The sequence below is a fragment of the Pedobacter jeongneungensis genome, from assembly GCF_000633455.1.
Taxonomy (GTDB): Bacteria; Bacteroidota; Bacteroidia; order Sphingobacteriales; family Sphingobacteriaceae; genus Pedobacter; species Pedobacter jeongneungensis_A.
This window is the reverse complement of the sequence record NZ_AYMG01000013.1, coordinates 258,264-284,535: the sequence shown is the minus strand read 5'-3', so window position 1 is coordinate 284,535 and position 26,272 is coordinate 258,264. Positions and strand designations below refer to the sequence as shown.

The window sequence follows — 26,272 nt, the reverse complement described above, 5'->3', positions numbered from 1 at the left end:
GTTTTAATAATTATGATTTAATATGACGATTTAATTTTTTTAACATCCGCAATCCGTTTTTCGGCAATCTGGTTTGCGGCAATATTTGTTGAAATGTTTTCGGCTTTGCTTAATTTAATTACACTACGGGTAGCATCATAAATATTTTCGGTAAGCTGTACCGTGCGTTTTTTACCAAAACCAGTTAGTTCAGAGTAGCAGGAAATCAATCCGCCGGCATTAATTAAGTAATCCGGAGCAAATAAAATTCCTTTTTTCAATAGCAATTCGCTATCTAAAAGCTCATCTTTTAACTGATTGTTTGCTGAACCTGCAATAATTGCAAATTTCATTTTTTCGATGGTTTTGTTGTTTACGGTAGCACCCATGGCACATGGAGCATACACATCAGCGTCGGTAGTAAAAATTTTATCTGCTTCTATCGGTTTAGCTTTATATTTCCTTGCAACGTAAGTTAATTGCTCCTGATTAATGTCGCTGATCAGTACTTCGGCATTTTCTTTTCTTAACAGCGCAACCAGGTGCTCGCCAACATTACCAATACCTTGTACCACTATCGTTCTACCCGCTAGCATATCGGTACCAAAAACTTCTTTAACACTTGCTTTTATACCTAAATAAACGCCCTGCGCAGTAAAAGGAGCTGGATTACCTGCACCACCGATTGATTCGGGAACACCGGTAACATGAGTGGTTTCCATACGGATATATTCCATATCGCGTGTATTGGTTCCCATTTCTTCAGCCGTAATAAATTCGCCATTCAGGTTTTTAATAAACCTGCCATAGCTGCGCATTAAAGTTTCTGTTTTATCTTTTCTCGAATCGCCAATGATTACGCCTTTTCCACCACCAAGATTTAAACCTGTAATGGCTGCTTTATAGGTCATTCCGCGTGATAAACGAAGGGCATCTTCCAGGGCTTCGCTTTCGGTAGAATAACTCCACATCCGTGTTCCGCCTAAAGCAGGGCCTAAAGTAGTATCGTGTATGGCAATAATTGCTTTTAATCCTGTATCTGGATCATTACAGAAAACCAATTTTTTGTGCCCATAAGCACTTAATTGATCTAAAATTGATGAATCTGACGGAGAATTTGCTGGCATATTAACGTTCGGCTAACCTGCTGCAAAATTAAAATAAAAAACCATTATTACACGTATTTAACGAAACTATAACAAAATTAATTCGGACAGTATTAAATAAACAAAGTTATAAGTTTAAAAAAAGTATTATTTAGGAAAGAATGTTGGTTCGTGGAGACATGAACCGATGCCTGGAACAAAAAGATCCTTCGTGCCTCAGGATGACAAAATCTACAGGCTAATGTTAAATAAACCTGATAAAGCGGAAAGCCCGCATCCCGATTCTTTACCGATGAACCGGCACTAAATTAGCATCGGGAGAGGACTTGAAGCGATAGCAGGGCTGAAATAACCCATAAGTACCGAACCTTGCTTTTCAATATAATGATTGACCACCTAAGTCACCGGGAACAGCTTAGTTATCCTACATCTTCCATACCACATCTTCCCTTTTACATCCCTAAGTGTCATTATTTTTTAAAGCTTAGGCCCGAATAGATAAATATGCGTCATGAAATAACAAAATTATCTAAGTTTGTACAACATGAAACATCTGAGCCGATTAAACAAGTACTTTCTTAAATACAAATGGTGGATTATTCCCGGAAGTATTTTCGTGGTGATTTCTAACATTTTTGGTGTTGTACCGGCACAAGTGATCGGTTATGCCGTTGATTTGATTACCGAAAACATTCAGATTTTTAACCTTTTTCATGGCTTCGATCGCCAGTCGATTATTTACGATATTTTTAGCAGCAACCTTTTATATTTCGGCCTTTTGGTTATTGCCCTTTACTTATTGAGGGGATTATTCTTATTCTTTATGCGGCAAACGATCATTTTAATGTCGAGGCATATCGAATTTGATATGAAAAATGATATTTATCAGCATTACCAGGAGCTTAGCCTCGGTTTTTACCGCCGGAACAATACGGGCGATTTAATGAACCGCGCCACAGAAGATGTAAATCGCGTTAGAATGTATGTAGGTCCGGCGATTATGTACACTATTAACACTTTTGTGCTATCAGTGCTTATTATCTGGTCGATGTTTGATGTAAACTCCAAACTGGCCATTTATTGTTTATTACCACTCCCCTTTTTAGTGGTAATTATCTACTATGTAAACACGCTCATCTTTAAAAAAAGCGGAAAAATACAGGAACGTTTGTCAGATCTATCCAGTTTTGTGCAGGAACGTTTTTCGGGTATCAGGATCATCAAATCTTATGTCCGTGAAGATTACACCCGGAATATGTTCGAAATCCAGAGCAACGATTATAAAAAAGACTCGATGAGTTTGGTTAAAGTATCGGCACTGTTCTACCCTACCATGCTTTTATTAATTGGCCTGAGTACGATTTTAACCATATATATAGGAGGCATTCAGGTGATGAACGGCAGTATTACCGCAGGGAACATTGCCGAATTTATCATTTACATTAACCAGTTAACCTTTCCGGTAACGATGCTGGGCTGGGTTACCTCACTGATCCAAAGGGCTGCAGCTTCGCAAAAAAGGATTAACGAATTTTTAGATATTCCATCAGATATCCAATCAAAAGAAACCGAAGAAAGGACTTTATCGGGTAATATTAAATTTGATAAAGTAAGTTTTACCTATCCGGATACGGGTATTGAAGCTTTAAAAGAGGTTAGTTTTGAGATCAACAGCGGCGAATTTGTAGCCATTATCGGAAAAACAGGCTCAGGAAAATCGACATTGGCCAACCTGATGATGCGGATGTATGATGTAGAAAATGGTGCAATTGATGTAGATGGGAAGAATATCAAAGATCTTAATTTGAAAGATTACCGTAATCAGATCGGTTTTGTTCCACAGGAAGTCTTCCTGTTTTCGGACACGATAAAAAACAACATTGCCTTTGGTTTGGACACGGTTACGGATGAAGAAGTGTATACCGCAGCTAAAAATGCTTCGGTTTATACCAATATCATTGATTTTGAAGAAAAGTTCGAAACCATGCTTGGTGAACGTGGTATTACCCTTTCAGGAGGACAAAAACAAAGGGTTTCTATTGCCCGCGCACTAATCAAATCGCCAAAGATTTTGATATTTGATGACTGTCTTTCGGCTGTCGACACCAAAACGGAGGAAGAAATCCTGCAAAACCTGGGTAAAATCATGGCCGGAAAAACCAGTATTTTAATTGCTCACCGGATTTCGACGATTAAAAATGCGGATAAGATTTTAGTGCTTGATAATGGAAAAATCATCGAACAAGGCACACACAATGAATTACTTAACCTAAACGGCAGTTATACGGAGCTTTATAATAATCAACTTTTGGAGGAGGAAACGCGAACTATTTAAATTGTATTAAAATTGTATTTTGAACTTTAAATATTTGCTTTATATTTACCGAAACCAAAAACCAACATCAATACCAACCATGGGAGAATTCGACAACAAGGAAAGAGAAGAAGTTTTTTCAAAGAAAGTAAGAGCAGGTAAGAGAACTTATTTCTTCGACGTGAAGGCTACTAGATCGGGTGATTATTATTTAACAGTTACCGAGAGCAAGAAAAGATTAGAAGACGGTGTGTTTGTAAAACATAAAATCTTTTTATATAAAGAAGATTTTGAAAAATTTGCAGAAGGATTAAACGAAACTGTTGATTATATCAAAACCCATCAGGATGTGGTTGAAAAACGTTATGAATATTCAGAAAATGGAGAACATAGCACCAGAACAAACGACGATTTTACTTTCTAAGTAATATAATTTCAATAAAAAAAGCCTCCTGATTTTAAAAAATCGGGAGGCTTTTTTGTATGCGTAATATTTTATTTTATGCCTCCACTTGTAAGCACCGCCAATAGTAACAAGAAATAACTGGCAATAAGTATAATGGTGAGTACTCCCCAAAATTTAAAAAGCGATTTTATATGGGCAATAGCATCGTTTAAATTTTCCTGATCGCCGAACAAAATTCCCTGTTTACCTTTTGTAGAAAAACGGAACAGCAATAAACTTGGGTAAAAAAAGAACAAAGCCAACAACAGATAAAATATGGTAATCCCAGTAGCGCCGATGCCAGCTAATGGGCCTAATTGATTGAGCATTGCCGGATTAGCAGTTACTGCAGCCCCTATCCCGAATGAACCTAAAGTTAAAAATGCCGAGATAACAAAACCCACAACCGACAAAAACCGGGCCCATTTACTCATATCGTAAAAGTAGCTCCGCATTTCTTCGGTAACGATTAATTTTACTTCCTGAGGCACTTCTTTTTCAAAATCTTTCATTTACGTATCTGTATTTTCGGCTAAACATAGATAAAATATAGATTTGATACAATAGCAAGGGTTTAAATAAAGGTTTTAAAAGCTTATCTTTGCGCGGAAATTGAGATGTGAGATGTGAGATGTGAGATGTGAGATGTGAGATGTGAGATGTGAGATGTGAGATGTGAGATGTGAGATGTGAGATGTGAGATGTGAAGGTTTGATGGATGATAGCCAAAATACACGAATAAAGCTCAAAAATGAAACACATGGCTATTGACTATAAGACTATGGACCAATAACCTAAAAACTAAGAAATAAAGACTAATAAATAATGGCATTACAATGTGGTATAGTTGGTTTACCAAATGTTGGGAAATCGACTCTTTTTAACTGTTTATCAAATGCAAAAGCGCAGGCAGCAAACTTTCCCTTTTGTACTATTGAGCCCAATGTTGGCGTAATTACGGTTCCAGATGATCGTTTGACCAAGCTTGCTGAGTTGGTTAAACCGAATAAGGTACAACCAAATACAATCGAGATTGTAGACATAGCCGGATTGGTAAAAGGTGCATCGAAAGGCGAAGGCCTGGGAAACCAGTTTTTAGGGAATATCCGTGCTACAAATGCTATTATCCACGTTTTACGCTGCTTCGATGATGGAAACGTAATCCACGTTGATGGTTCTGTTGATCCTATCCGTGATAGGGAAATTATCGATACAGAGTTACAGCTTAAAGATTTGGATACGGTTGATAAACGCATCCAAAAGGTAGAAAAAATGGCTAAAACCGGCGGCGATAAGGATGCTAAACGTACTTATGAAATTTTAACAGTAGTTAAATCTCATTTAGAAAGCGGTAAATCTATCCGTACTGCACCATTGGCCCAGGATGATTTTGATTTTATCGAAGATTTAGGCTTACTTACCCAAAAACCGGTAATGTACGTTTGTAATGTTGATGAAGCTTCAGTAATTAATGGCAATAAGTATGTAGATCTGGTAAAGGCAAATGTTGCTGATGAAAATGCTGAGGTTTTGGTAATCTCTGCTAAAATCGAATCAGAAATTGCTGAACTGGAAAGCTATGAAGAGCGTCAGGAGTTTTTAGCTGATTTAGGTTTAACTGAATCGGGTGTAAATAAACTGATCCGCGCGGCTTATAAGTTATTGAACCTTTATACCTACTTTACTGCTGGTGTGCAAGAGGTTAGAGCTTGGACCATTACTAAAGGTTTTACAGCACCACAGGCTGCAGGTGTAATCCACACTGATTTTGAAAAAGGTTTTATCCGCGCTGAAGTGATTAAATACAACGATTTCGTAACCTTAGGTTCTGAAAATGCCTGTAAAGATGCGGGTAAGCTTGGCGTAGAAGGAAAAACTTATGTAGTGGAAGATGGCGACATTATGCACTTCAGGTTTAATGTTTAATTCCTAAATATAAATTACACAGAGCCACTCTTACGAGTGGCTTTTTTGTTATAGAGCTTTTGCCATGATTTTTTGGCCACAGATGCACAGATTTACACGAAAAATTACTCTTGCAAAACGTCATTTCGAGCGGAGTGCAACGAAGCCGAGAAATCTATCTCGAGGTAGATCTCTCCATTTCGCTACGCTACAGTCGAGATGACGACACCTTTTATTGGAGTTTGTCAATGGTAGCAGCGTGTAGCGAACCGACACTTACTTTGACAATCTTTTGGCATTATGCTTTATAAAGATTGTCAAAGTTTAAATAACTATCGGATCGAGATGATGGCGCTTATTAAGTTTGTTGGTAGTAGATGACGATTTTACCGTTAAACCTCCAATCCATAAGCGGCTAATTGGGTTTTTGTATCCTCGTAGCTGCTGTGATGAATGCCTCTTAAGCCTAAACCCTCGGCAACCTGTACAAATAACATTCTATCATCAATATACAAACTGGTTTCTACATCACTTTGCGAAATATCGATGGCTACTTTAAAAATATCGGCATCTGGCTTGCGGAAATGCACAAAACTGGATGAGACAAAGAAATCGACAAATTCATTCAGTTTAAAGGTATTGATCCGGTATTGATTTAATTCTCTACCTTCATTACTGATTACGGCTACTTTAAGGTTATATTTCTTTTTAAGCTCACAGATGAGCTGGATCATTTCGGGATATGGAAGTGATTTTTTAAACATGAATTCCTTAAAGTCATCATAACTAAAGCTGCGTTCTTCGAAGAAAACAATACGTTCTAAATATTCGTCAAGGGTAAGTTTACCCACTTCATAAGTGTCGAAAGTAAGGTGGTGGCGTTCTTCCAGGTCAACAGAATCGAGGTTGAAAAGCACAGAAGCTTCTCCCCTTGCGTGCCTATCCCAGCCGTTGGTTAATAAAACGCCTCCGATATCGGTAAAAAGTGTGGTAATTTTCTTTTGCATGGTTTAGGTTTAAAGTAATACGCCTTTTAAAATTAATACGGCAACACTAAAATAGATTACAATCCCGGTTACATCTACCATGGTTGCTACAAATGGCGCTGATGAAGTGGCCGGGTCGAGTTTCAGTTTTTTCAGAATAATAGGCATCATAGAACCGATTAAACTACCCCATAACACAATACCAACCAGGGTGAAAAATATGGTTGTGGCAATTAAAAACCAATGCGGTCCGTAATTGTAAAGATGTAATTCTTGCCAGGTAACAATACGGATAAAACCAATTGTACCTAAAATAATGCCAAGTAAAGCACCTGATACCAACTCGCGACGCATTACGCGCCACCACTCGGCTATGGTTACTTCGCCCAGGGCCATTGCCTGAATAATCAATGTAGAGGCCTGCGAACCGCTATTACCACCACTACTCATAATCAATGGAATAAACAATGATAAAACCACTGCCTTTTCGAGCTCAATTTCGAAATGCTGCATGGCGGTTGCTGTTAACATTTCGCCTAAAAATAGTACAATAAGCCAACCTGCACGTTTTTTTACAAGTTTAAGGATCGGAATATCAAGATAGGGCTCATCCAGGGCTTCGGTACCCCCTATTTTGTGCATATCTTCTGTATATTCTTCGTTGGCGATCCATAAAATATCATCAACTGTAACGATACCCAACAGGATATTATTTTCATCCACTACAGGCAAAGCTACACGATTATTCATCCTGAAGATGTTGATTGCGTCTTCCTGCGGATCGTTGGCTTTAAGTGCAATAAAACGTTTGTCGGTTAATTCGCCGATAATGGCTTCCGGATCGGCCAATAAAACCTCCCTGATCCTGATGTCATCCAACAATACTCCATCTTTATTAATGACGTAAACTACATCGATGGTTTCGGAGTTTTTGCCATAGCGCCTGATGTGCGCCAAAACACGGGTAATAGACCATTCAGGTTTTACGGCGATGTAATCGGGCGTCATTAAACGACCGATACTATCTTCTTTATAACCTAAAAGTGCAAGGGATTCTTTACGTTCTTCGGGCGGTAAAAGGGTAATCATCTTTTTTACCACATCACCTTTTAACTCACTAAAAAGTGCTGTACGGTCATCTGGTGGCAGATCTTTGATGATCTGGTTCAGTTTATTGCCCGAAAGTTTTTTAATGATACGCTCCTGGGTAGGGAAATCCAGGATCCTGAATACGTTTACAGCCCTGTTAAGGGATAGGGTTTCGATAAATTTAGCCGCATATTGTGGAAGTTCATCAATCAGTTCTTCAACATCCGAAATATTCAGTTGATCGAGATATTGTTTTAAAGCTTTATCATTCTCTTTTTCAAGCAGTTCCTGAATTTCTTCCACAACCATTTCTTCCATACACCAAATTTAATTTATTACATGCCTAAACCTCTATTAACGGTTCGCAAAGGTGCATTTTTATTTCTTAAAAAGCCAACCTAAGCACTTAAAAACCGTGAACCGAACAGCCGAATTTAAAAATATGAATGCATAAACCCAACCTGCAGGAATGTTTAGGCAATGATTTAATCATTTTTTAACATAAAAAACATCAGGTTAAGCGGTAGCGAATTTAAGATCGGATTATTGGTTAAAATTTGCCTTTATATTTCGATGAAATGTATTTGATTTTTCTATATTTGCAGCCTTGCTCCCGTAGTTCAATGGATAGAATTATGGTTTCCGGTACCATCGATATGAGTTCGAATCTCGTCGGGAGCACATTTTTCTACAAAGGATAAGCGGTCTTGCTTTTAGGTTCTGAAAGTACAAAGTAGCTTTGAACAGTTGTAATATTCGGTAGTGTTGCCAACTTATTCCTTAAAAACTGATGATAAGCGTATATATCCCTGGTTGCAATGCGAAGGATAAAATCATGCGCACCCATCATCTGCAGGCATTTCATCACTTCACTAAACTTAGAGATCTCGGTTTCAAATTCTATTAGCTATTTGCTGTAATATATTCCTTAGGCTTCCAATTACAAAAAAAAATTAAGAAGGTGGATTAGCCACATCTAAATAGAAAAAAATAGCCTAGAGTTGTAGAAAACTGTTTCATTTAATTTAGTTAATAATTAATTGATCACAATACTGGATGGCATACCCATTAAGCAAGCCTCTTAATTAATATTGCCCTGTAAAATAACAAGTACAACATTCTCAAAAACATGTAAAAACAACTCCCAAGTGTGTAATTAAGTATATAAATTAAGTTTAATTGATATATTAGCCCTATGCAAAAGGAACTGGCGGATGAAAAGTTGATCCTGGCAAAAATTGCCAATGGAGATCAACAGGCTTTCGGCAGTCTTTTCAATTTCTACAGGAATAAAGTGTATGGTTATGCTTATGCCATCCTTCAGGTTGATACTTCGGCAGAAGAAATTGTTCAGGATGTTTTTATCAAACTTTGGATCAAAAGAGAAACTATAATCAACATTGATAATTTTGGCGGTTTTTTGAGAACGATCGTTAAAAATGAAACGCTCAATGCATTAAAAAAAATCGCTTTAACACAAAAAAGCCATCAAATTGCAAATTTAGATACCACAGAAATTGATCTAAGCACTGAAAACACCATTCAATTCCGCGAAACCAAAAGATTATTAGAGGCTGCAATTGAAAAACTTCCTCCGCAACAAAAATTAATCTACAATTTATGCAATATTGAGGGATTAAAACAAAAAGATGTCGCAAATCAGCTTAATATTTCTCCTTTAACTGTAAAAACCCACCTAAGAGATGCAGTAAAAGCGATTAAAAACTACCTTTCAACCCACGATGAGGTAATAGCTGCCCCCCTTTTATTATTTTTTTTAAAATAATTTCATTTTTCACTACCTCCTTTCCCGATTTCACTTGTCATGTTTATATAGTGCGTTCAGATCATCTACTGATGACGCTTAAAACCAAACAAAATGGAACAAGATAGATCAGCCTATTTATTTCAGCAATATGTTAATAAAACCTGTACTCGGTCAGAGTTACAGGAATTTATGGAAATCGTAAAAACCTCAGATGATTCGGATATATTAGATATCATCATGGATAATTTCTGGAAAAAAAGCGAAGAAATTGAAATGAGTAAAAATAAGGCGGAGGCCATATTGGATAAGGTTTTTTCGTCAAATATTAGGCCCGCCGTAAAAAGGCCCAAATTAACGCTGCGATGGTTAGGTTGGGCCGCCGCAATTTTCGTTATCGGGCTTGCTGCACTTTTAATGAATAAGCGTTCACAAAAACAGGCAGAATTTGCCAATAACGATGTGGCTGTAAATCTGATAGAACATGCTGTAGAATCGATCACGGCCAAAACCTATAAAGAACACCAAAAAATAACCTTGCCCGATGGCAGTACCGTTATTTTAAACAGCAACAGTTCATTGGTTTACCCTAAAGTTTTTGGGCCAAGAAGGGCTGTTACTTTAATTGGAGAAGGATATTTCGACATTAAACATGATGATAAAAAGACTTTTACCGTTTATACCGGCAAACTTAGAACAACCGTTTTAGGCACTGCATTTAATATAAAAGCTTACGATACCGATAAAAACATAGAGGTTACGGTTACCCGCGGAAAAGTGGGTGTATTGAATAATAACGCCACACTCGGTATTTTAACACCCAACCAACAGATCGTTTTCAACAAAGATTACAAAAAATCGAACCTTACAAAGGTTATTGCTAAAAACATTGTACAATGGCAGGAAAGTGATCTTTTTTTCGATGATATTTCGATGGAGGAAGCTACACAGGTGCTTTCGAAAAAATTTAATACGCCAATTACTTTCAGTAACGACCTGGCAAAAAAATGCAGGTTTACGGCAACTTTTTTAAAAGGAGAATCGCTTGAGGAGATCCTTAAAATCATCTGCTCCTATAACAATGCACAGTACCAAACCAACGCCAGCGGAATAACCATCAAAGGCGGAGGATGTGAATAACATGAAGTAATCAATTAACCAACTAAACCAAACAACATGAAAAAAAATTACCAGCTGCGAATTTAAATGAATAAAAAACTCCTTGTCGCTAAACAAGGAGTAGGCTGTTGATACAGCGCTAACTGTATCAACGTGTTTAAACAATTTTCTAGGATTCATTTAAAACATTTAAAATTATGTATTTTTCTGCACAATCGGCAGAGGGCAGGAAGAAATATGTTTTCTTCACTGCATCATCCCACACACGATATTTAATTCGTCAGCTTATGCGTATCAGCTTAATTATTGCTATCGTATTATCCGCCTCTCTACAATGTTTATTTGCAATTGATTTAAAAGCTCAATCGGCACAACAGGTAAAAATTTCTTTGGAAGTAAATGATGAAACGATAGCGTCAGCGATTAAAAAAATCGAACAGAACAGCCAGTTCAGGTTTTTATACCGCAACAATGAACTCAAGAACCTTAAAACCGTAAATCTTCCACTTAGCGAAAGAACCGTTAAAGAAACCTTAGACATTATTTTAAAAGGAACGGGATTAACTTTTATTCAGGTAGACAATAAAATCCTGATTTCGAAACAGTCTTTACCAACTACAGCCGAAACCGTGAAAGATATCCGTTTAACCGGAATGGTAACTGATGAAATCGGTGATCCGCTTCCGGGCGTATCTATCCGTATAAAGGGCGATAAAATGTTCAGCACTGCGTCTGATCAGTATGGGCATTTTGGGATTACGGTACCCAGCGGAAATGGCATCACCATTATTTTCAGCTATATTGGTTATGTAACCAGAGAAATTGCAGTTGACGACAAAACCCCGGCGCTTAAAATAGCTTTAGTACCCGAAGCCGGCAGTTTAAACGAAGTGCAGATTATTGGTTACGGCACCACTACCCGCAAAACCAGCACTGGTTCTGTAGCCTCAATCACCGCGAAAGAGATCGAAAAACAACCCGTAGGCAACCCATTGGCAGCCTTATCGGGCAGAATGTCGGGTGTATTAATTGCACAAAATAATGGCGTACCCGGAGGAGCCGTACAAGTACAGATCCGCGGGCAAAACTCCTTATCATCAGGCGGAATTCCTTTGTATGTAATTGACGGTGTTCCCTTTACCAATTTTAACGGAGGCTCACCAGCAACTGATAACTTAAATGCTTTCGGAACATCTGGTGCGAGTGGGGGAATCAGTCCTTTTGGAATGATTAATCCATCAGATATTGAGCGCATAGATATTTTGAAAGATGCTGATGCAACCTCTATTTACGGATCGAGAGGTGCAAATGGCGTAGTATTAATTACCACTAAAAAAGGGAAATCGGGAAAAGTTAAAATTGGCCTGAACCTGAACACTGGTTTTACAGAAGTTAACCGCTTTATCCCTACGCTAGATCTTCAGCAATATCTGACCTTAAGAAAAGAAGCTTTCCAAAACGATGGCGTTACCCCAAATTCTACAAATGCACCCGATTTAACAGTTTGGGATCAAAACAACGGGACAGATTTCCAAAAGTTGCTGATCGGAAACAGAGGGCATGTAAACGAAATCCAGGGCTCAATGTCGGGAGGTAATGATCAGACCCGCTTTTTCTTTAATTCTGCCTATCGCAGAGAAAGTACCGTATTTTTGGGTGATAATGCTTCAAAGCGATTTTCTTCAAGATTAAACCTTGATCACAGTTCGCAAAACAAAAAGTTCAATGCGTCATTTTCGGTAAGTTATTCTAATGACAATACCAACATCCCAACTTCCGATCTTTCGTCGGTATATAGCTTCCCCCCCAACCTACCACTCTATGATGCTGCAGGTAAATTGGCTTGGGTTACAGGTTTCACAAATCCGTTAGCAAGTTTACTGAGAAGATATAATGGTGTAACGAACAACTTGATTGCAAATTCAAATCTGCAATATAAAATCACACCTGAATTAACAGCTAAAGTAAATTTCGGTTATACAAACACCAGATTAGAGCAAACTGCAACTACACCTGCATCATCTCAAAATCCAGCAAACAACCCAACCAGCTCTGCAGTTTTCACTAATCTCAATGCACAGAACTGGATCATAGAACCAACATTAGATTATGTTAAAACAATCGGTCAGGGAAAGTTAACCGCATTAATTGGTACGAGTTTTCAGCAAAACACCTCTAATGGATTATCTCTTTTGGGCTCAAACTATAGCAACGAAGCGCTTTTAGGTACATTGGGTGCAGCAGGTACTACCACTGTTAATTACAACAACATTGTTAAATATAAATACAATGCTGTTTTTGCCAAGTTAAACTATGACTGGAATGAAAAATACCTTATCAATGCAACTTTTAGACGAGATGGTTCATCAAGATTTGGTCCAGCGAACCGTTTTGGAAATTTTGGTGCGATTGGTGCGGGATGGGTATTTACACAGGAAGATTTTGTAAAAGACAATCTCCCTTTCCTGAGTTTTGGTAAATTAAGGGGAAGTTTTGGCACTACCGGGAACGACCAGATTTCTAACTTTATCTACCTTCCGTTATACTCTAGTACAACCACCTATTTGGGAAATGCAGCAACTACCGTTACTACAATACCAAACGAAGACATTAAATGGGAAACCACTAAAAAATTAGAATTTGCGATTGATTTAGGTTTCCTGAAAGATCGGATTTCATTTACCGCAAACTATTACAGAAACCGATCTTCTGACCAGATTGCTTTTAATGCCTTAGCAACACAAAGTGGATACAATTCCTATCAGGCAAATTTACCTGCCTTAATTCAGAATAAAGGATTAGAATTAGAGCTTAACAGCACAAACATAGTGAGTAAGGATTTTACCTGGAAAACCAATGTAAACTTTACCTTCACGGATAATAAGCTGCTTGAATTCCCCGATCTTGATAAGTCGTTCTCTGCATCCAGTTATGTAGTAGGTGAATCGATAAATCTTTTCAGGCTGTACTATTATTTAGGTGTAAACCCTGCAAATGGAACTGCAATGTATGAAGACAGGGATGGCAATGGTATCATTAATATCAACGATCGTTATGTGGCTGATCTAGGAACGCCATTTTTTGGAGGCTTTAATAATACATTTACTTACAAAGGTTTTGAATTGGGTATTTTCTTTCAGTTTAACCATCGTTTTGGTGTAACACAAATAGTAAATACAAGACCTGGTACTTTTGCCAATCAAAATGATTATTGGTTGGACAGGTGGACGCCAACTAACACCAACGCAAATATCCCAGGTTCTTCTGCAACAGCTGGAACAGCAATAGCATCATCTTACAACTTATTTACCTCCTCTGATGCAGTGTATGGCGATGCATCTTATTTAAAGCTGAGATCAGTTAATTTCTCTTATACGCTTCCGCAAGAATGGCTCAGGCATGTAAAAATTTCTAACGCAAGTGTTTTCGTTCAGGGACAGAATTTGTACACATGGGCAAAGAATAAATACATTCTGGATACTGAAACCACAGTTCAGGGAGGGCCTTCGGGATTGGGAACAGGTGTAATCGGACAGGTTCTACCTCCATTAAGAACAATAGTATTTGGTGTTAACTGTTCATTCTAATCTAAAAAACATGAAAAAAGTATATAAAAATTCTATTTATAAAATATTGATCCTTGGAGTGGCCTTAGCTGTTTCATCATGCAAAAAGTTTGTAGAGTTAGGAGCGCCTCCTACACAGATTTTGTTCGAAGATGCTTTCAAAACTGACGCCACAGCACAAAGTGTTGTGTTAGGACTTTATTCAAACAATGTGACCACATCAAGCATAGGCAATTTTAGTTTTTTCTCTGGTATTTCTGCCGATGATCTTCAGTATAACGGTGTTGATGCTGCTTATCAAGAGTTTGTAAATAACGCCCTAACCACAACTAATAGTTCTGTTAGCAATGTTTGGGCAAACACCTACGGTCTGATCAAAAACACAAACAACGCGATTAGTGGTATCAGCGCTTCAACAACCTTAACACCTTCGGTAAAAAATCAGCTCCTGGGTGAGGCTAAGTTTATGAGGGCTTACGCTTACTTTTATTTGGTAAACCTTTATGGAGATATTCCTTTACCATTAAAAGATGATTATGCTGCTTTCGAGAATGCAACACTTCCACGCACCCCGTCTGCTCAGATTTATGCACAAATCATCAAAGATTTAGCCGAAGCTCAAACACTATTACCAACTGCTTATGTTGGAACGTTTAGAGGTAGAATTAACAAATATGCAGCAGCAGCACTTTTAGCCCGTGTTTATCTTTATCAAAAAGATTATGCCAATGCTGAAATACAAGCTACCCAGGTAATTGGCTCAGGCGTTTATAGTTTGCCAAGTCCGGATATATCATTTGTTAATAACAGTAATGAAATTATCTGGCAAATTGCTACTATAAATGGGTTTTCTACCTTTGGTGCCAATTATGTTACAACTGCAACATCTATTCCTGTATTTTCTCTGGCGGATGCCACTTATTTAAGCTTCGAAAGCACTACAGATTTACGAAGAACAAACTGGGTAACGCCTAAAACCATTGCCGGCAAAACTTATTATGGCATTACAAAGTACAAAGTAGCTTCGGGAACCGGAAATGAATACAATGTGGCTTTAAGATTTGCAGAACAATATTTAATCCGTGCTGAAGCAAGGGCGCAACAAAACAACCTTACCGGTGCAAAAACGGATTTAGATGCCGTGAGAACCCGCGCTGGCTTAACAGGTGTGAGTACAACTTTAACACAGCCGCAAATGTTAACAGCTATCGAACAGGAGCGAAAGGTAGAATTATTTGGCGAATGGGGACACCGCTGGTTCGATTTAAAAAGAACGGATCGTGCCAATGCTGTTCTGGGTGCTTTAAGACCGACTACCTGGAAAACAACTTCAGCTTTATATCCGATTCCACAGGCCCAAATCATCATCAATACCAATTTGACACAAAACCCAGGCTATAATTAATTAGACCGACAATAAACTTAATTAAGTAAAATGAAAGCATTACAAATCATCGGAACATTTGCACTGATCGTAGCATCAGGGCAATTAATGGCACAAACCAAACCGGCAGATACCACTAAATTATATTTAGATAAATTAATTGCGTCAACAAATCCTACAGACAGGGAACTCTTAAATGCAAAGCTTAAAACACTTGCGGCTTCGAATAGCGAAAAGGAAATGGATATTGCCATTAACTACTATTACCGCTTAAAAAACCAAAAGGCTACCGATTCTTTATTGGAAAACGAAGTTGTAAAATTCCCAACAGGATCAAGGGCAAGAAGTAAAGTGGCCAGCGATGAAATTTACCCACTCAAAACTGTTGAAGAAAAAGAAAAAGCATATCAGAAATGGGTTAAAAAATTTCCACCAAATAAAGATGGTGGTGAAGATTTAATCGTTTATGATTACGTAGTAAATTCAATTGCAAACGGATATGCCGAGAAAAAAAATACTGCAAAGGCCATTGAATATGCGAACAAGCTTCAGGTAGATTTTTGGAAAGGAAATGGCTACGGAAGTTTAGCAGAAACTTTTTACAAAAACGGGGATCTGAAAAATGCTTCTATTTACTATAAAAAAGCAATGGAAAGCGCTAAAGTTTATTATGACGGAAAATTACCGGATGAAAATTCATCAAAATTTGCAGCTTCAGGCTATCCAGGTTTAACCATGACGTATGCAGGCATTCTTTTCGAACAAAAAAACTACAATGAGGCATTAAAGTATGCAGCGTTAGCATCTACTAATCCAAAAACAGCATCACCAAGGTCTAATTTCCAATATGCCAAAATTTTGATGGCCTTAAACAGAAACCAGGAAGCTTATGCCAAATTGGAGGAAGCCGTAAAATCAGGCAAGGCCAATGATGAAATGAGTGCAACCTTTAAAACACTTTATATAAAGGTGAAAGGCAGCGATGCCGGTTTCGACCAATATGCAGCAGAAATCAGAAAGGGTATCATCGCCAATCTTCAGCAAAAATTAAATAAGGAAATGGTTAAAAAACAAGCGATAGATTTCACTTTAACTGACCTGGATGGCAAACAGGTTACCTTAAGCAGTTTAAAAGGAAAAACAGTAATCTTAGATTTCTGGGCCACCTGGTGCGGTCCGTGCAAAGCCTCTTTTCCTGCTATGCAAATGGCTGTAAATAAATATAAAGATGATCCAACTGTAAAATTCCTGTTTATTCATACCTGGGAAAAAACAGCTACACCAATCAAGGATGCAGGTGATTACATCAAATCTCAAAATTATAAATTCGAAGTGTTAATGGATACCAAAGATCCTGAAACGAAAATAAACAAAGTGGTGAGTGATTATAAAGTGAATGGAATTCCTTCAAAATTTGTAATTGATCCTCAGGGAAATATCAGATTCAATTTAATGGGCTTCGATGGCAGTAACGAAGCTGCTGTAGATGAAATATCGATGATGATTGATATGGCCAGAAAAGGATAATACCAAACTACAATCTTTCTTAATCGCATTTAGCGCTAAATTTAAGTTTGCTAAATGCGATTTTTTGTTTTAATGAGACCGAGCATACTGATTCCTTTAAGCAAAATCGACCTTTACATCAACACGCCCTTTTTGGGCTTAATAGGCAATGGTATATCCTGATCTTTAATCATTTCTTTGAGATCAATTTCGATGGTACGGCACAATGAAAGCATGGGAATATCATTTGGGAGTCCTTCAAAAGGGTTTTCGGAATAATCACCAACCAGCTCCATCATCACAAAGAGCCAGCCAATAAGGGTAATTACCGGTACAGCCAGCCAGGTTCCATAGGCACCCAGCCTATCAAACTCTGCTACCAGACCAAAGGGCAGCAGAAAAATAAAAATGGATAGAAACAGCAAACTAGCACTCCCGTACTGACGGGGCAATGGAAATTTTTTAATGCGCTCGGCCTTACCCTGCTGCTCAAAAAAATCGTTCAGGATTTTTTGCAGCTCTATTTGGCGAAAATCGTCAATCAGATCCTGCGCTCTTAACTGTTTCAGCTGTTGAGATTGTCTATCTATAATCTGCGTGGCTATGTTGGTACATTTAATCAAATCGTCGTACTCTCCGGCCTGCAGGTGTATGCTTAACTGGTTTTCATCATACTCTCCCTCCAATAAGCCAATACCATGATTCTGTATCCGCCGCCTGGTAAGCTTGGCGATTTGCACACTCTGGTTAATATGTTCCCACGAAGTTGGTGCCAAAAGCTCACTACGTAATTCGTAAAGCCAGGCGATGTGACGGTACACAAGCGTTTTTACGATATCGTTTATTTCCGGCTCCGATAACGCCTCCTTACGAAACTGGTTGCCAACATAAGCCCGCAGGTTTGCTCCCCATGCCCTGCTGCCATTTACTATAGAACCCCATATTTTACGCGCTTCCCAAAGCCGGTCGTAAGCCTGGTTATTCTTGAAACCAATATAAAAAGCAACAGCAGTACCTACAATGGCTACTGATGATAATGGAATAGCGACCCATTTTATATGCAGGTATTTATACATAAATACGGCAATACCCGACCATAAAGCCAGCCAAATCAGGTGTCGGCCGGCGAATTCCATCAATCCCCGGAAATTAAAATTTTTATTAATATACATAACCTATCCGCTTCTTTGTATTTATTCAAACTAGTAAGAAACGTATCCAAAGCTTTTTGCAGGCCGGGAATCCGCATTCATTTTTATCCGAATATTTGCAGTACTAAAAATAGGTTAATCGTATTTTATCGAAATAGAGAATAGTTAAGCAGGCATAAATGTGCTATAAATGCTGTAAATCGCTCCATAAAGATCATTTGTGCTATAGTAAAAACACTTAAAGATGAATGAAGAAATCTTTCAGAAAATTTAATGCCCAGACTTCATGTTAAGTAAAAAGCTTTATAGTGGAAAGCAAATGGAGTAAGAAAAGAATATTTTGAACTATAAGAACTTTAATACCAGCTTTTCCCACTCCTCTTCGAGCGTGAAACTTGGCATTTGCTCTTCTGCCCTGTTATACCAGTAGCCAGCGTTCCAGAGATCGCCTTCTTTGCGGTGAAGGTATGCATGAACTTGCGCAGAGGCACGGTCGTTTAAATGGTCGACCTGTTGATGGGCTTTGTGCCAATCTCCTTTGCCATCATACCAAAGTGCTTTCAATTGAACCGAAAGATTGGCGTCAGGATGTGATGAACTGAGGGATGCTCTAAATTCTATTATATTTTTCATGGAAGCGCTAAATTAAGGGATTAGGATTTGTGAATCAAGTCATATAATCACGGGAAATCGTCATTCCCAACCCGATAGCTCCCAGGTTGATTGGGAACTATGCAATCTTCATGAATACCTTTGAAATAATGAAAACTTGTGAATAATCTTAATACAATAGTTTTAAGATTCCCGCCTACGCGAGATCCGATAGCTATCGGATGACGACCTTTCTAGTAAATTGGTTATCATGGATCAATCTAAAACCTGTTTTCCCTATAATGCCCGATAAATCACTCTAACGCAGGATTTTTATTGGATTCTTTATAAGCCAGCACCACTTCTGTATTCACAGGAATATCATTAAGTGTGATAAAAGATACTTTCAATTGTGCATATTGCTCTTTTAACGATGAAGGTAAGATCGATACGCCCAGTCCTGCTTCTACCAGTTGTAATATCGAATGCACATTATTGGCTTCATGGGTAATATCAGGTGTAAAACCCATTCTTTGGCAAATTTCGATCAGTTTTTGATTGTACTGCGGAGCAAAATCCTTATTAAAAAAGATAAATGGACTCTTTTTTAAAAAATTGGCAAATGCTTCTTTCGAAAACTGCTGATCTGTATAAGGAATCACCACCACAAAGGGATCAAAAAACAAAGATTCTACTTTTAATTTTTCGGATAGTACGGGTGCCCGTAAAATGCCAACATCAAGTCTCCCCTCCTCCAGTTCTTTGATCTGCGTAAGTGTGGGTACCTCGAACAAACTGGTTTTTAGATAAGGGAATTCTTTTTGCATTGACTTTAAAATTTCGGCAAGGTGCGATTGATAAACAGAACTGATGTAACCGATTTTTAATTCGCCGCTTACCCCATCATGTATTTTACGCAGCACTTCTTTGCTTTCTTCGAGTTTGGCAAATAAGGCATCCACCTCAGCCTTAAAGTATTTCCCGGCATCGGTTAAGGTTACCTGTTTGTTACTGCGTTGAAATAACTGTACCTGAAGTTCTTCTTCGAGTTCTTTAATCTGCCGGCTTAAAGGTGGTTGTGAAATAAAAAGTTTGCTTGCCGCTTTGGTAAAATGAAGCTCTTCTGCTACGGTTTTAAAATATAAGAGATGTCTGAGTTCCATAATTATAATACTTAATAAGTATCAATATATGCAAAAATTGATATTTTACAAATATGATCAACAAGCTTAACTTTATCAAAAAAAATAAAATATGGATACAGATTATTCGCAGAAAGCAACAAATGAAGAAATTAAAGCCAGGTTTGATCATGATGTAGAACGTTTTTCAAACCTCGAAAGCGGTCAGCAGACCACTATTGATGCACCCCTAGCCATGGAGCTTTGCACCGCTGCAGCAAAATACATTAACCCAAACGCCAAAGAACTGTTAGATATTGGTTGTGGAGCAGGCAATTACACCTTAAAAATGTTGAGCAAAATTCCAGACCTTAACTGCACATTAAATGATCTTAGCTTGCCGATGCTTGAACGTGCAAAAAAACGCGTTTCGACACAAACCAACGGAGAAATAACGATTATACAGGATGATATGCGCAACCTGGAGCTAACGGATAATCATTTCGATATTATATTTGCGGCTGCAACTTTTCATCATTTACGTACAGATGCAGATTGGGAACTCGTATTTACAAAAGTTTATAAGGCTTTAAAACCTGGGGGCAGCATCTGGATTTCGGACCTGATAGCACATGATTCGCCTTTGATTGACCAGCTTTTTCAGGATCACTATGGTGCTTATTTGGAAACACTTGGCGGCCCTGAATATAAACAAAAGGTATTCGATTATATTGCATACGAGGATACACCACGTTCTTTAAATTACCAGTTGGCGCTGTTGCAAAAAGTAGGATTTAAGGTTACGGAGATTCTGCATAAAAATTCATATTTCGCAGCGTTTGGTGCGATAAAATAGTGGGTGATTAACGCGCTCACTGCAAAAGAATATCTTTGATAGATTAAAGAATTCTAATTCTTGTATATGCTTTTTACTACATTCTGCCACGGAACATGAATTAATCATGAAGAAAATTTAAAACAGAATAAACCTTTGTACAAATGTAACAAACTTGTTATATTCACATTAACATTTATCGTGTTTACTTATCAAACAAGTTAGTTATGAGAAAAGGTGTTATTACACATATTGATCCGTTTTTAGGAAAAGGTTTTATCGAAGATGAAAATGGGCAGGACATTTTTTTTGATCTTGAGCTTATACAAAGTGATATCAACGCCGGGGATCTGGTAAATTTCCAGATTATTCTCGGGTCTGATGGCCTGGTTGCTTCTGATGTCCAACAAATGTTTAAAAGAAAGGAGATGAACCTATCTGGTATGCAACAGTAAAACATTAATTCATACTACAAAAACAAAAAACAGTAGCAAGCTGATGCTTACTACTGTTTAAAATTAAATGTTTCCTTATTTAAGGATTGGTCAAAAAGACTTAACCTTATTAATACCCCTGGTTCTGCTTAATTGATTTGGTTACATCAAGCGTTGCCTGCGGGATCGGAAAAATCCTCCTGAAGGGTTGAGTGGTCGGTTTGGCACTAAAAGGCAGTTCATATTTCCCGAAACGGATCATTTGCGGGCGTCTTAACAGTTCCCAATACGTTTCATAAGCAATTTCCTTATATAATGTGGCCTCGTTGAGCGAGGTGATCGGTGTACCAGCAGTGCTGCCGTAATAAGCTTCACGTTTTCTTGAAGTACGTAACATGTTAATATCGGCCATTGCCTCTGCTACCATCCCCTTGCGAAAATAGGCCTCGGCACGCATGGTGTAAATGGCACCCAAACGGATCAGCGGAATATCTACATTGCTTGTTCCGTTATCCAGCTCGGGGTCGAACTCGTATTTAAAACAGCGTGCACCGCGGTTGATCTCGTTCTGTGCAAACACCGCCTGTGTTGGATTAGAGAAGTTAAGTTCTGGTGTAAAATCCATCTTTGTAGAAGTGCTTTTCTCCATTACCAGTTCCGAAACCTTGATCCTGCCATCGGCAGTCATTTCAAAACCACCTCCAGTGGTTAGCTTTGGCCCATATTGTTGGCCCACCATAATCCCTCTGTTGAAGTGGAACCAGGGCAGGTTGTTGCTCTTCGGCACGATATCGGTGGCCGGTACACTTCCCGGGCCATCGTTGGTGAACCAGGTACCGTCGGCATACTGGTATTTCTGTGTAAACCTAGGGTCGTCGTGGTTGCCGTCCCAGCTGGCATAAAACTGCGGACTGATACAGGCGGCATTGGTACCCCTGTTGGCCGGCGAAGGTTTTTGATTACGCTCCACGCAAACATAAGCGAAGGAGTTCGAGCCATTACGCAGGTAATCGATCTTCTGTACCACCACAAAAATCAGCTCCTTGCCGCCAGAGTTCTTGATCGCAAAGTTGTCGAAATAGTTGCTCAGCAAGCTGAATTTACCCGAGTTGATTAATAACGAGGTATAACTGATCACCTTATCCATATCCGTTTCGGCCGTATTTACTGATTTTTCGTTGAAGTTGAAACTTGCCGCATAACGGTCTTTAAAAACCGCACGGTTAAGGTACATGTTTGCCAACAAACCGTAGGCAGCCTCTTTGGTAAACCTGCCGTTATGGGTAGATTGCTCACCAAGAGGGGCAAGATTGGGAATCAGGGCTTCTACCTGCAGAATGAGTTCATCAATCGCCGTGGCACCCTGTTTCATCTCCAATGGAGCTTTCTCATCCATCGGGTCGCGGTAAGGCGCCTGCCCGAAAAGATCGAGTGTGGTATAGGTATAAAAGGCCAATAAACCTTTTGCCTCGGCAAGGTAAAGCGTCTTTTGCGGGATACTGCTATTGGTTACCTCCTTGATCGCTGTTAATGATCTGGTGATCCCGTTAGTTAACATGTTCCAGTTATCGGTAACGATTGGATTATTGGGCGCCCAGGTAAACTCGTGCATCGAGCGCCATTTGCCCCCGTCACCCCAATCACTCCCGCGTGTGGGCAAAATAGCCTCGTCGGTAGTATATTCCTGTAATGAAAAAACTGCACCATGATCTACAAAGGTACCTTCTCCCAAACGGCTATATGCCGCTGTTAGTGCGCCTGCAGGGTTGGAAGCACTACTGCCCAGTACTTCATCAAGCACTTTTTCGTCGAGCTTGGTACAGCCAGTAAAAACGAGCGCAGTAGCAAGCAGCATAATGTTTTTTATATTGAATATGTAATAGCTTTTCATTTTGTTATAATTTTAAGGTGGCACCAAAGATAATTGTACGTGCTGTTGGGTAACTGGTATAATCGATACCAATCGACTGGTTACCATTCACTGCCTTCGGGCTGTTGATCAATGGATCGTAACCGCTGTAATTGGTAATGGTGAACAGGTTCTGTCCGGTAACATAAAGGCCCAGCCCCTGTAACCAGCTCAGCTGTTTCACTTTGATGTTATAACCCAGGCGTACCGAGTTCAGTCTGATGAAATCGGATTTCTCCAGGTACAGCGACGACAGTTGTGGCGGGTTGGCCGGATTGGCGCCCATGTCGAAATAATGTTTTGACACGTTCCTGTCTGATGCAAGATTATTGATGTTCAGTGCGTTCAGCCCTGTGTTATTCACGAGATAACCACCCTTTTGCCCGATAATCGAGAATGAGAAGTCGAAGTTCCCATAGGTCATCTGGCTGTTCAGTCCGTAGGTAAAAGTAGGAATGGCGCCTTGAAAAACCACCTTATCATTGTTGTCGATCACCCCATCGCCGTTCACGTCTCTAAAGATATTGTTGCCTTTGCTATCGAAGCCAATATGCTCCCACATGTAGAAAGAGCCGGCGGCATAGCCATTCCTATAGATATTGGCTGTTACGCCCGAAAGGCCCGGACCCGAAATGGTACCCGAAGTGATCTCCGAAATGGGAAGGTCTTTTACCTTGTTGTTGAGCGTAGCACCGTTTACATCAACACTCCAGTTAAATTTACCATTACTGATCAGTTTTGAGCCAAGCATAAATTCAAAACCCTTGTTCACGATCTTACCACCATAATTTCCATCAAGGTTTACCCAGATATCATTTGTAGGGCTTAGCACCGGTGCGGGAATGTTGAGAATGGCATCGGTTGTGGTTTTGTTGAAATAGTCAAGCGTACCGTAAAGTTTGCCTTTAAAAAGTTCAAAGTCAAGTCCCACATTATATTGCGTAACCACCTCCCATTTCAGATCAGGATTTGGTGTCCTGATCACATTGATACCATTTACCAATGTAAGATCGTTGTTGAGGTAGTAACCTTGAGCAGGCGAGAGTGCATAACTGGCCTTGGTAAGTTTGTTCTGTACCTCCTGATTACCGGTTTGGCCCCAGCTTGCCCTCAGTTTCAGTTCGTTTACAACAGGAATTGTCTTCAGGAAATCTTCCTGGGCAATGTTCCAGCCCAGCGCGAATGAAGGAAAGTAACCGTATTTGTTGTTTTCGCCGAAACGAGTCGAACCATCAGCACGTACCGATGCGGTAAAAAGGTATTTATTGTCGTAGGCATAATTCACCCTCGAGAAATACGATTGCAACTCGTTAATCTGTGCAAAACCCGTTACACCATTTTGTGTACCGGCATAACCCGGATTATTCTCAGGCAGAACACCGGTATTCTTGCTGGCTAAACCAATCATACTAAAACCAGTACCTCCCCTTTCAAATTTTTGATAGGAGAAACCAGCAACAGCATCAATTTTGTGTTTACCTGCAAGCAGGTTATAGTTCAGGTAGTGCTCCATCAAAGTACTCTTCGAATCGAGGTTGGTCTGTACATATCTTCCAGTTGGATTAAGATCTGTTATGTTGGGGAAAATGGTGGTATTACGCTCGCCAACCGAACGGTCGAGGCCTAAATTGAACTTGTACTCTAATCCTTTTACGATCCTGAAGGATACATCCATATTACCCAATACCCTTAAAGTGCGGGTACGATCGCGGTAAATATCCAGCAGATAAGCCGGGTTATAGTGCGCGTTGGCATTGAAGTTAGTGAAGTTGCCGTTGTTATCGTACACCGAACGGGTCGGGTTAGACATTAGTGCCTGGATGATCAGCTGCCCGTTCGATCCGCCGTCGTCGCTGGTAGGTACACCGTCATCGCGGGTTTCGCTACCGGTTAGGTTGATACCGATCTTCAGGCGTTTATCGTCAAGAAAAGATTCAGATGCATTAATCCTGGCCGAGGTACGTTTAAACTCACTGTTTTTCACGATACCCTCCTGGTCCATCTGCGCTGCCGAAACATAGTAGTTGCCTGTATTGGTGGCCTTTGAGAAGGATACCGAGTTATTTAAAGTTTTTGCCTGGCGGTAAATCACGTCCTGCCAGTCGGTATTGCCGCCGTGGTCGAATGATTTGTCTTTGATTGCCGCACGGTATTCGTCGGCATTCAGCAGGTCGAGCTTATGCGCAATAGTTGAAAGGCCCAGGTAAGAGTCGTAGGTAAAACTGCCCTGGCCCGACTTGCCTTTTTTGGTGGTTACAATTACCACACCGTTCGAACCGCGGGCGCCGTATATTGCTGCCGCAGAGGCATCTTTCAGTACCGAGATGGATTCGATATCGCTGGTGTTCAGGAAATTTAAAGGGTTTTTGGCTTTTGATGAACCAAAACCCACATTGGAGCCGCCCGGGCTCACATCGTCGTTGGTTAAAGGCACTCCATCAACCACGAAGAGTGGCGTACTGCCACTGCGGATTGAACCAGTACCGCGGATGGTTACATCCACACCACCACCAGGCTCACCACTGCTGGCCACCACCCTTACACCGGCAATCTTGCCCTGTAACAGGTTATCGGCAGAGGTAACAACACCCTGCCTGAAGTTTGCCGCATCGAGTTGGGTAACCGCACCGGTAACGTCCTTCTTGGCCTGTTTACCGTAGCCCACCACCATTACCTCATCCATCATCGAGGCATCGGGTTCGAGACTGACGTTCACTACATCTCCACTTGCAGGAACCAGTTTGGTTTTGTAACCAATAAAAGAAACCTCAAGGGTTTTACCTTTTACATTGTTCAGTTTAAAAGCGCCCTTGGCGTCGGTAGAAACCGCATTGCTGCTGTTCTGTTCTTTTACTGTGGCACCTGTAAGGGCCTGATTGGTCTCGTCGGTAACACGTCCGCTTACCGTGCGGCCGGTTTGCTGCGCGGAAACGGCAAATGCCGAAACCATCAGTAACGCAGATAATAACATCTTCTGGAAAAGATGCTGCGGTAACCGGAATTTAATAGAATAAAGTCCTTGCATAATAATAAATCGTAAGTGTTTGGTTTGGGAAATCGTTTTAAT

The 26,272-nt window shown here is 39.6% G+C and carries 20 protein-coding genes and 1 tRNA gene; 11 read left to right on the top strand and 10 right to left on the bottom strand.

Annotated features, from left to right (window positions below; translation table 11 throughout):
* Nucleotides 1-17: 17 nt before the first annotated feature.
* A complete protein-coding gene (locus U859_RS0113275; RefSeq protein ID WP_025143848.1) occupies nucleotides 18-1,106 on the bottom strand; it encodes a Glu/Leu/Phe/Val family dehydrogenase in 1,089 nt (362 codons plus the stop codon).
* A gap of 523 nt (nucleotides 1,107-1,629) precedes the next feature.
* On the opposite strand from U859_RS0113275, the gene U859_RS0113270 reads away from it, so the two are divergent.
* Together U859_RS0113270 and U859_RS0113265 are read left to right on the top strand one after the other, a co-directional pair.
* Nucleotides 1,630-3,420 (top strand): ABC transporter ATP-binding protein, encoded by a 1,791-nt coding sequence (locus U859_RS0113270; RefSeq protein ID WP_025143847.1) that lies wholly within the window; start codon nucleotides 1,630-1,632, stop codon nucleotides 3,418-3,420.
* Nucleotides 3,421-3,499: 79 nt separating this feature from the next.
* Nucleotides 3,500-3,823, top strand: coding sequence for a DUF3276 family protein (locus U859_RS0113265; protein WP_025143846.1), 324 nt, complete (start codon nucleotides 3,500-3,502; stop codon nucleotides 3,821-3,823).
* Nucleotides 3,824-3,894: 71 nt separating this feature from the next.
* Here U859_RS0113265 and U859_RS0113260 read toward each other — a convergent pair whose 3' ends face one another.
* Nucleotides 3,895-4,356 (bottom strand): hypothetical protein, encoded by a 462-nt coding sequence (locus U859_RS0113260; RefSeq protein ID WP_025143845.1) that lies wholly within the window; start codon nucleotides 4,354-4,356, stop codon nucleotides 3,895-3,897.
* A gap of 313 nt (nucleotides 4,357-4,669) precedes the next feature.
* Here U859_RS0113260 and ychF point away from each other — a divergent pair, with 313 nt between their 5' ends.
* On the top strand, nucleotides 4,670-5,770 hold the full coding sequence (gene ychF, locus U859_RS0113255; protein ID WP_025143844.1) for a redox-regulated ATPase YchF: 1,101 nt from the start codon (nucleotides 4,670-4,672) through the stop codon (nucleotides 5,768-5,770).
* A gap of 371 nt (nucleotides 5,771-6,141) precedes the next feature.
* Here ychF and U859_RS0113250 read toward each other — a convergent pair whose 3' ends face one another.
* Together U859_RS0113250 and mgtE are read right to left on the bottom strand one after the other, a co-directional pair.
* Nucleotides 6,142-6,756, bottom strand: a complete 615-nt coding sequence (locus tag U859_RS0113250; protein WP_025143843.1) for an HAD hydrolase-like protein — start codon at nucleotides 6,754-6,756, stop codon at nucleotides 6,142-6,144.
* Between the two features lie 9 nt (nucleotides 6,757-6,765).
* Nucleotides 6,766-8,142: a magnesium transporter gene (gene mgtE, locus U859_RS0113245; protein ID WP_025143842.1), complete on the bottom strand. Its 1,377-nt coding sequence runs from the start codon at nucleotides 8,140-8,142 to the stop codon at nucleotides 6,766-6,768.
* A gap of 291 nt (nucleotides 8,143-8,433) precedes the next feature.
* Here mgtE and U859_RS0113240 point away from each other — a divergent pair.
* Nucleotides 8,434-8,505, top strand: a tRNA-Arg gene (locus U859_RS0113240).
* A 7-nt stretch (nucleotides 8,506-8,512) separates the two neighbouring features.
* Here the strand turns inward: U859_RS0113240 and U859_RS0113235 are convergent.
* Nucleotides 8,513-8,728 carry an Lrp/AsnC ligand binding domain-containing protein gene (locus U859_RS0113235; protein WP_262496793.1) on the bottom strand — a complete coding sequence of 72 codons (216 nt, stop codon included), beginning with the start codon at nucleotides 8,726-8,728 and terminating at the stop codon, nucleotides 8,513-8,515.
* 291 nt (nucleotides 8,729-9,019) lie between these two features.
* Here U859_RS0113235 and U859_RS0113230 point away from each other — a divergent pair, with 291 nt between their 5' ends.
* From U859_RS0113230 to U859_RS0113210, 5 genes are all read left to right on the top strand, one after another.
* Complete coding sequence (locus U859_RS0113230) at nucleotides 9,020-9,610, top strand: RNA polymerase sigma factor (protein ID WP_025143840.1); 591 nt, start codon at nucleotides 9,020-9,022, stop codon at nucleotides 9,608-9,610.
* 93 nt (nucleotides 9,611-9,703) lie between these two features.
* The gene (locus U859_RS0113225) at nucleotides 9,704-10,729 is read left to right on the top strand and encodes a FecR family protein (protein WP_025143839.1); all 1,026 of its coding nucleotides are present in this window, start codon (nucleotides 9,704-9,706) and stop codon (nucleotides 10,727-10,729) included.
* Between the two features lie 176 nt (nucleotides 10,730-10,905).
* Nucleotides 10,906-14,295 (top strand): TonB-dependent receptor, encoded by a 3,390-nt coding sequence (locus tag U859_RS0113220; RefSeq protein WP_051584694.1) that lies wholly within the window; start codon nucleotides 10,906-10,908, stop codon nucleotides 14,293-14,295.
* Between the two features lie 10 nt (nucleotides 14,296-14,305).
* Entirely contained in the window at nucleotides 14,306-15,679 is a 1,374-nt protein-coding gene (locus U859_RS0113215) for a RagB/SusD family nutrient uptake outer membrane protein (protein WP_025143837.1), read from the top strand.
* A gap of 30 nt (nucleotides 15,680-15,709) precedes the next feature.
* Entirely contained in the window at nucleotides 15,710-17,185 is a 1,476-nt protein-coding gene (locus tag U859_RS0113210; protein WP_025143836.1) for a redoxin domain-containing protein, read from the top strand.
* A gap of 113 nt (nucleotides 17,186-17,298) precedes the next feature.
* On the opposite strand, the gene U859_RS0113205 is transcribed toward U859_RS0113210, so the two are convergent.
* The 3 genes from U859_RS0113205 to U859_RS0113195 form a co-directional block, all read right to left on the bottom strand.
* Nucleotides 17,299-18,336 (bottom strand): bestrophin family protein, encoded by a 1,038-nt coding sequence (locus U859_RS0113205; protein WP_025143835.1) that lies wholly within the window; start codon nucleotides 18,334-18,336, stop codon nucleotides 17,299-17,301.
* Between the two features lie 324 nt (nucleotides 18,337-18,660).
* A complete protein-coding gene (locus tag U859_RS0113200; RefSeq protein ID WP_025143834.1) occupies nucleotides 18,661-18,948 on the bottom strand; it encodes a hypothetical protein in 288 nt (95 codons plus the stop codon).
* A 272-nt stretch (nucleotides 18,949-19,220) separates the two neighbouring features.
* Nucleotides 19,221-20,069 (bottom strand): LysR family transcriptional regulator, encoded by an 849-nt coding sequence (locus U859_RS0113195; RefSeq protein WP_029985739.1) that lies wholly within the window; start codon nucleotides 20,067-20,069, stop codon nucleotides 19,221-19,223.
* A gap of 91 nt (nucleotides 20,070-20,160) precedes the next feature.
* On the opposite strand from U859_RS0113195, the gene U859_RS0113190 reads away from it, so the two are divergent.
* Nucleotides 20,161-20,883: a class I SAM-dependent methyltransferase gene (locus U859_RS0113190; protein ID WP_025143833.1), complete on the top strand. Its 723-nt coding sequence runs from the start codon at nucleotides 20,161-20,163 to the stop codon at nucleotides 20,881-20,883.
* 206 nt (nucleotides 20,884-21,089) lie between these two features.
* Entirely contained in the window at nucleotides 21,090-21,317 is a 228-nt protein-coding gene (locus U859_RS0113185; protein ID WP_025143832.1) for a cold shock domain-containing protein, read from the top strand.
* 109 nt (nucleotides 21,318-21,426) lie between these two features.
* Here the strand turns inward: U859_RS0113185 and U859_RS0113180 are convergent, their stop codons facing one another.
* The gene (locus U859_RS0113180) at nucleotides 21,427-23,187 is read right to left on the bottom strand and encodes a RagB/SusD family nutrient uptake outer membrane protein (protein WP_025143831.1); all 1,761 of its coding nucleotides are present in this window, start codon (nucleotides 23,185-23,187) and stop codon (nucleotides 21,427-21,429) included.
* Between the two features lie 4 nt (nucleotides 23,188-23,191).
* Nucleotides 23,192-26,176 carry a SusC/RagA family TonB-linked outer membrane protein gene (locus U859_RS0113175; protein ID WP_051584699.1) on the bottom strand — a complete coding sequence of 995 codons (2,985 nt, stop codon included), beginning with the start codon at nucleotides 26,174-26,176 and terminating at the stop codon, nucleotides 23,192-23,194.
* Nucleotides 26,177-26,272: the final 96 nt, after the last annotated feature.

Bases quoted from the DNA above. Each gene is read 5' to 3' on its own strand.
- U859_RS0113275 (WP_025143848.1), bottom strand. From the start codon at position 1,106: ATGCCAGCAAATTCTCCGTCAGATTCATCAATTTTAGATCAATTAAGT.
- U859_RS0113270 (WP_025143847.1), top strand. From the start codon at position 1,630: ATGAAACATCTGAGCCGATTAAACAAGTACTTTCTTAAATACAAATGG.
- U859_RS0113265 (WP_025143846.1), top strand. From the start codon at position 3,500: ATGGGAGAATTCGACAACAAGGAAAGAGAAGAAGTTTTTTCAAAGAAA.
- U859_RS0113260 (WP_025143845.1), bottom strand. From the start codon at position 4,356: ATGAAAGATTTTGAAAAAGAAGTGCCTCAGGAAGTAAAATTAATCGTT.
- ychF (WP_025143844.1), top strand. From the start codon at position 4,670: ATGGCATTACAATGTGGTATAGTTGGTTTACCAAATGTTGGGAAATCG.
- U859_RS0113250 (WP_025143843.1), bottom strand. From the start codon at position 6,756: ATGCAAAAGAAAATTACCACACTTTTTACCGATATCGGAGGCGTTTTA.
- mgtE (WP_025143842.1), bottom strand. From the start codon at position 8,142: ATGGAAGAAATGGTTGTGGAAGAAATTCAGGAACTGCTTGAAAAAGAG.
- U859_RS0113230 (WP_025143840.1), top strand. From the start codon at position 9,020: ATGCAAAAGGAACTGGCGGATGAAAAGTTGATCCTGGCAAAAATTGCC.
- U859_RS0113225 (WP_025143839.1), top strand. From the start codon at position 9,704: ATGGAACAAGATAGATCAGCCTATTTATTTCAGCAATATGTTAATAAA.
- U859_RS0113220 (WP_051584694.1), top strand. From the start codon at position 10,906: ATGTATTTTTCTGCACAATCGGCAGAGGGCAGGAAGAAATATGTTTTC.
- U859_RS0113215 (WP_025143837.1), top strand. From the start codon at position 14,306: ATGAAAAAAGTATATAAAAATTCTATTTATAAAATATTGATCCTTGGA.
- U859_RS0113210 (WP_025143836.1), top strand. From the start codon at position 15,710: ATGAAAGCATTACAAATCATCGGAACATTTGCACTGATCGTAGCATCA.
- U859_RS0113205 (WP_025143835.1), bottom strand. From the start codon at position 18,336: ATGTATATTAATAAAAATTTTAATTTCCGGGGATTGATGGAATTCGCC.
- U859_RS0113200 (WP_025143834.1), bottom strand. From the start codon at position 18,948: ATGAAAAATATAATAGAATTTAGAGCATCCCTCAGTTCATCACATCCT.
- U859_RS0113195 (WP_029985739.1), bottom strand. From the start codon at position 20,069: ATGGAACTCAGACATCTCTTATATTTTAAAACCGTAGCAGAAGAGCTT.
- U859_RS0113190 (WP_025143833.1), top strand. From the start codon at position 20,161: ATGGATACAGATTATTCGCAGAAAGCAACAAATGAAGAAATTAAAGCC.
- U859_RS0113185 (WP_025143832.1), top strand. From the start codon at position 21,090: ATGAGAAAAGGTGTTATTACACATATTGATCCGTTTTTAGGAAAAGGT.
- U859_RS0113180 (WP_025143831.1), bottom strand. From the start codon at position 23,187: ATGAAAAGCTATTACATATTCAATATAAAAAACATTATGCTGCTTGCT.
- U859_RS0113175 (WP_051584699.1), bottom strand. From the start codon at position 26,176: ATGTTATTATCTGCGTTACTGATGGTTTCGGCATTTGCCGTTTCCGCG.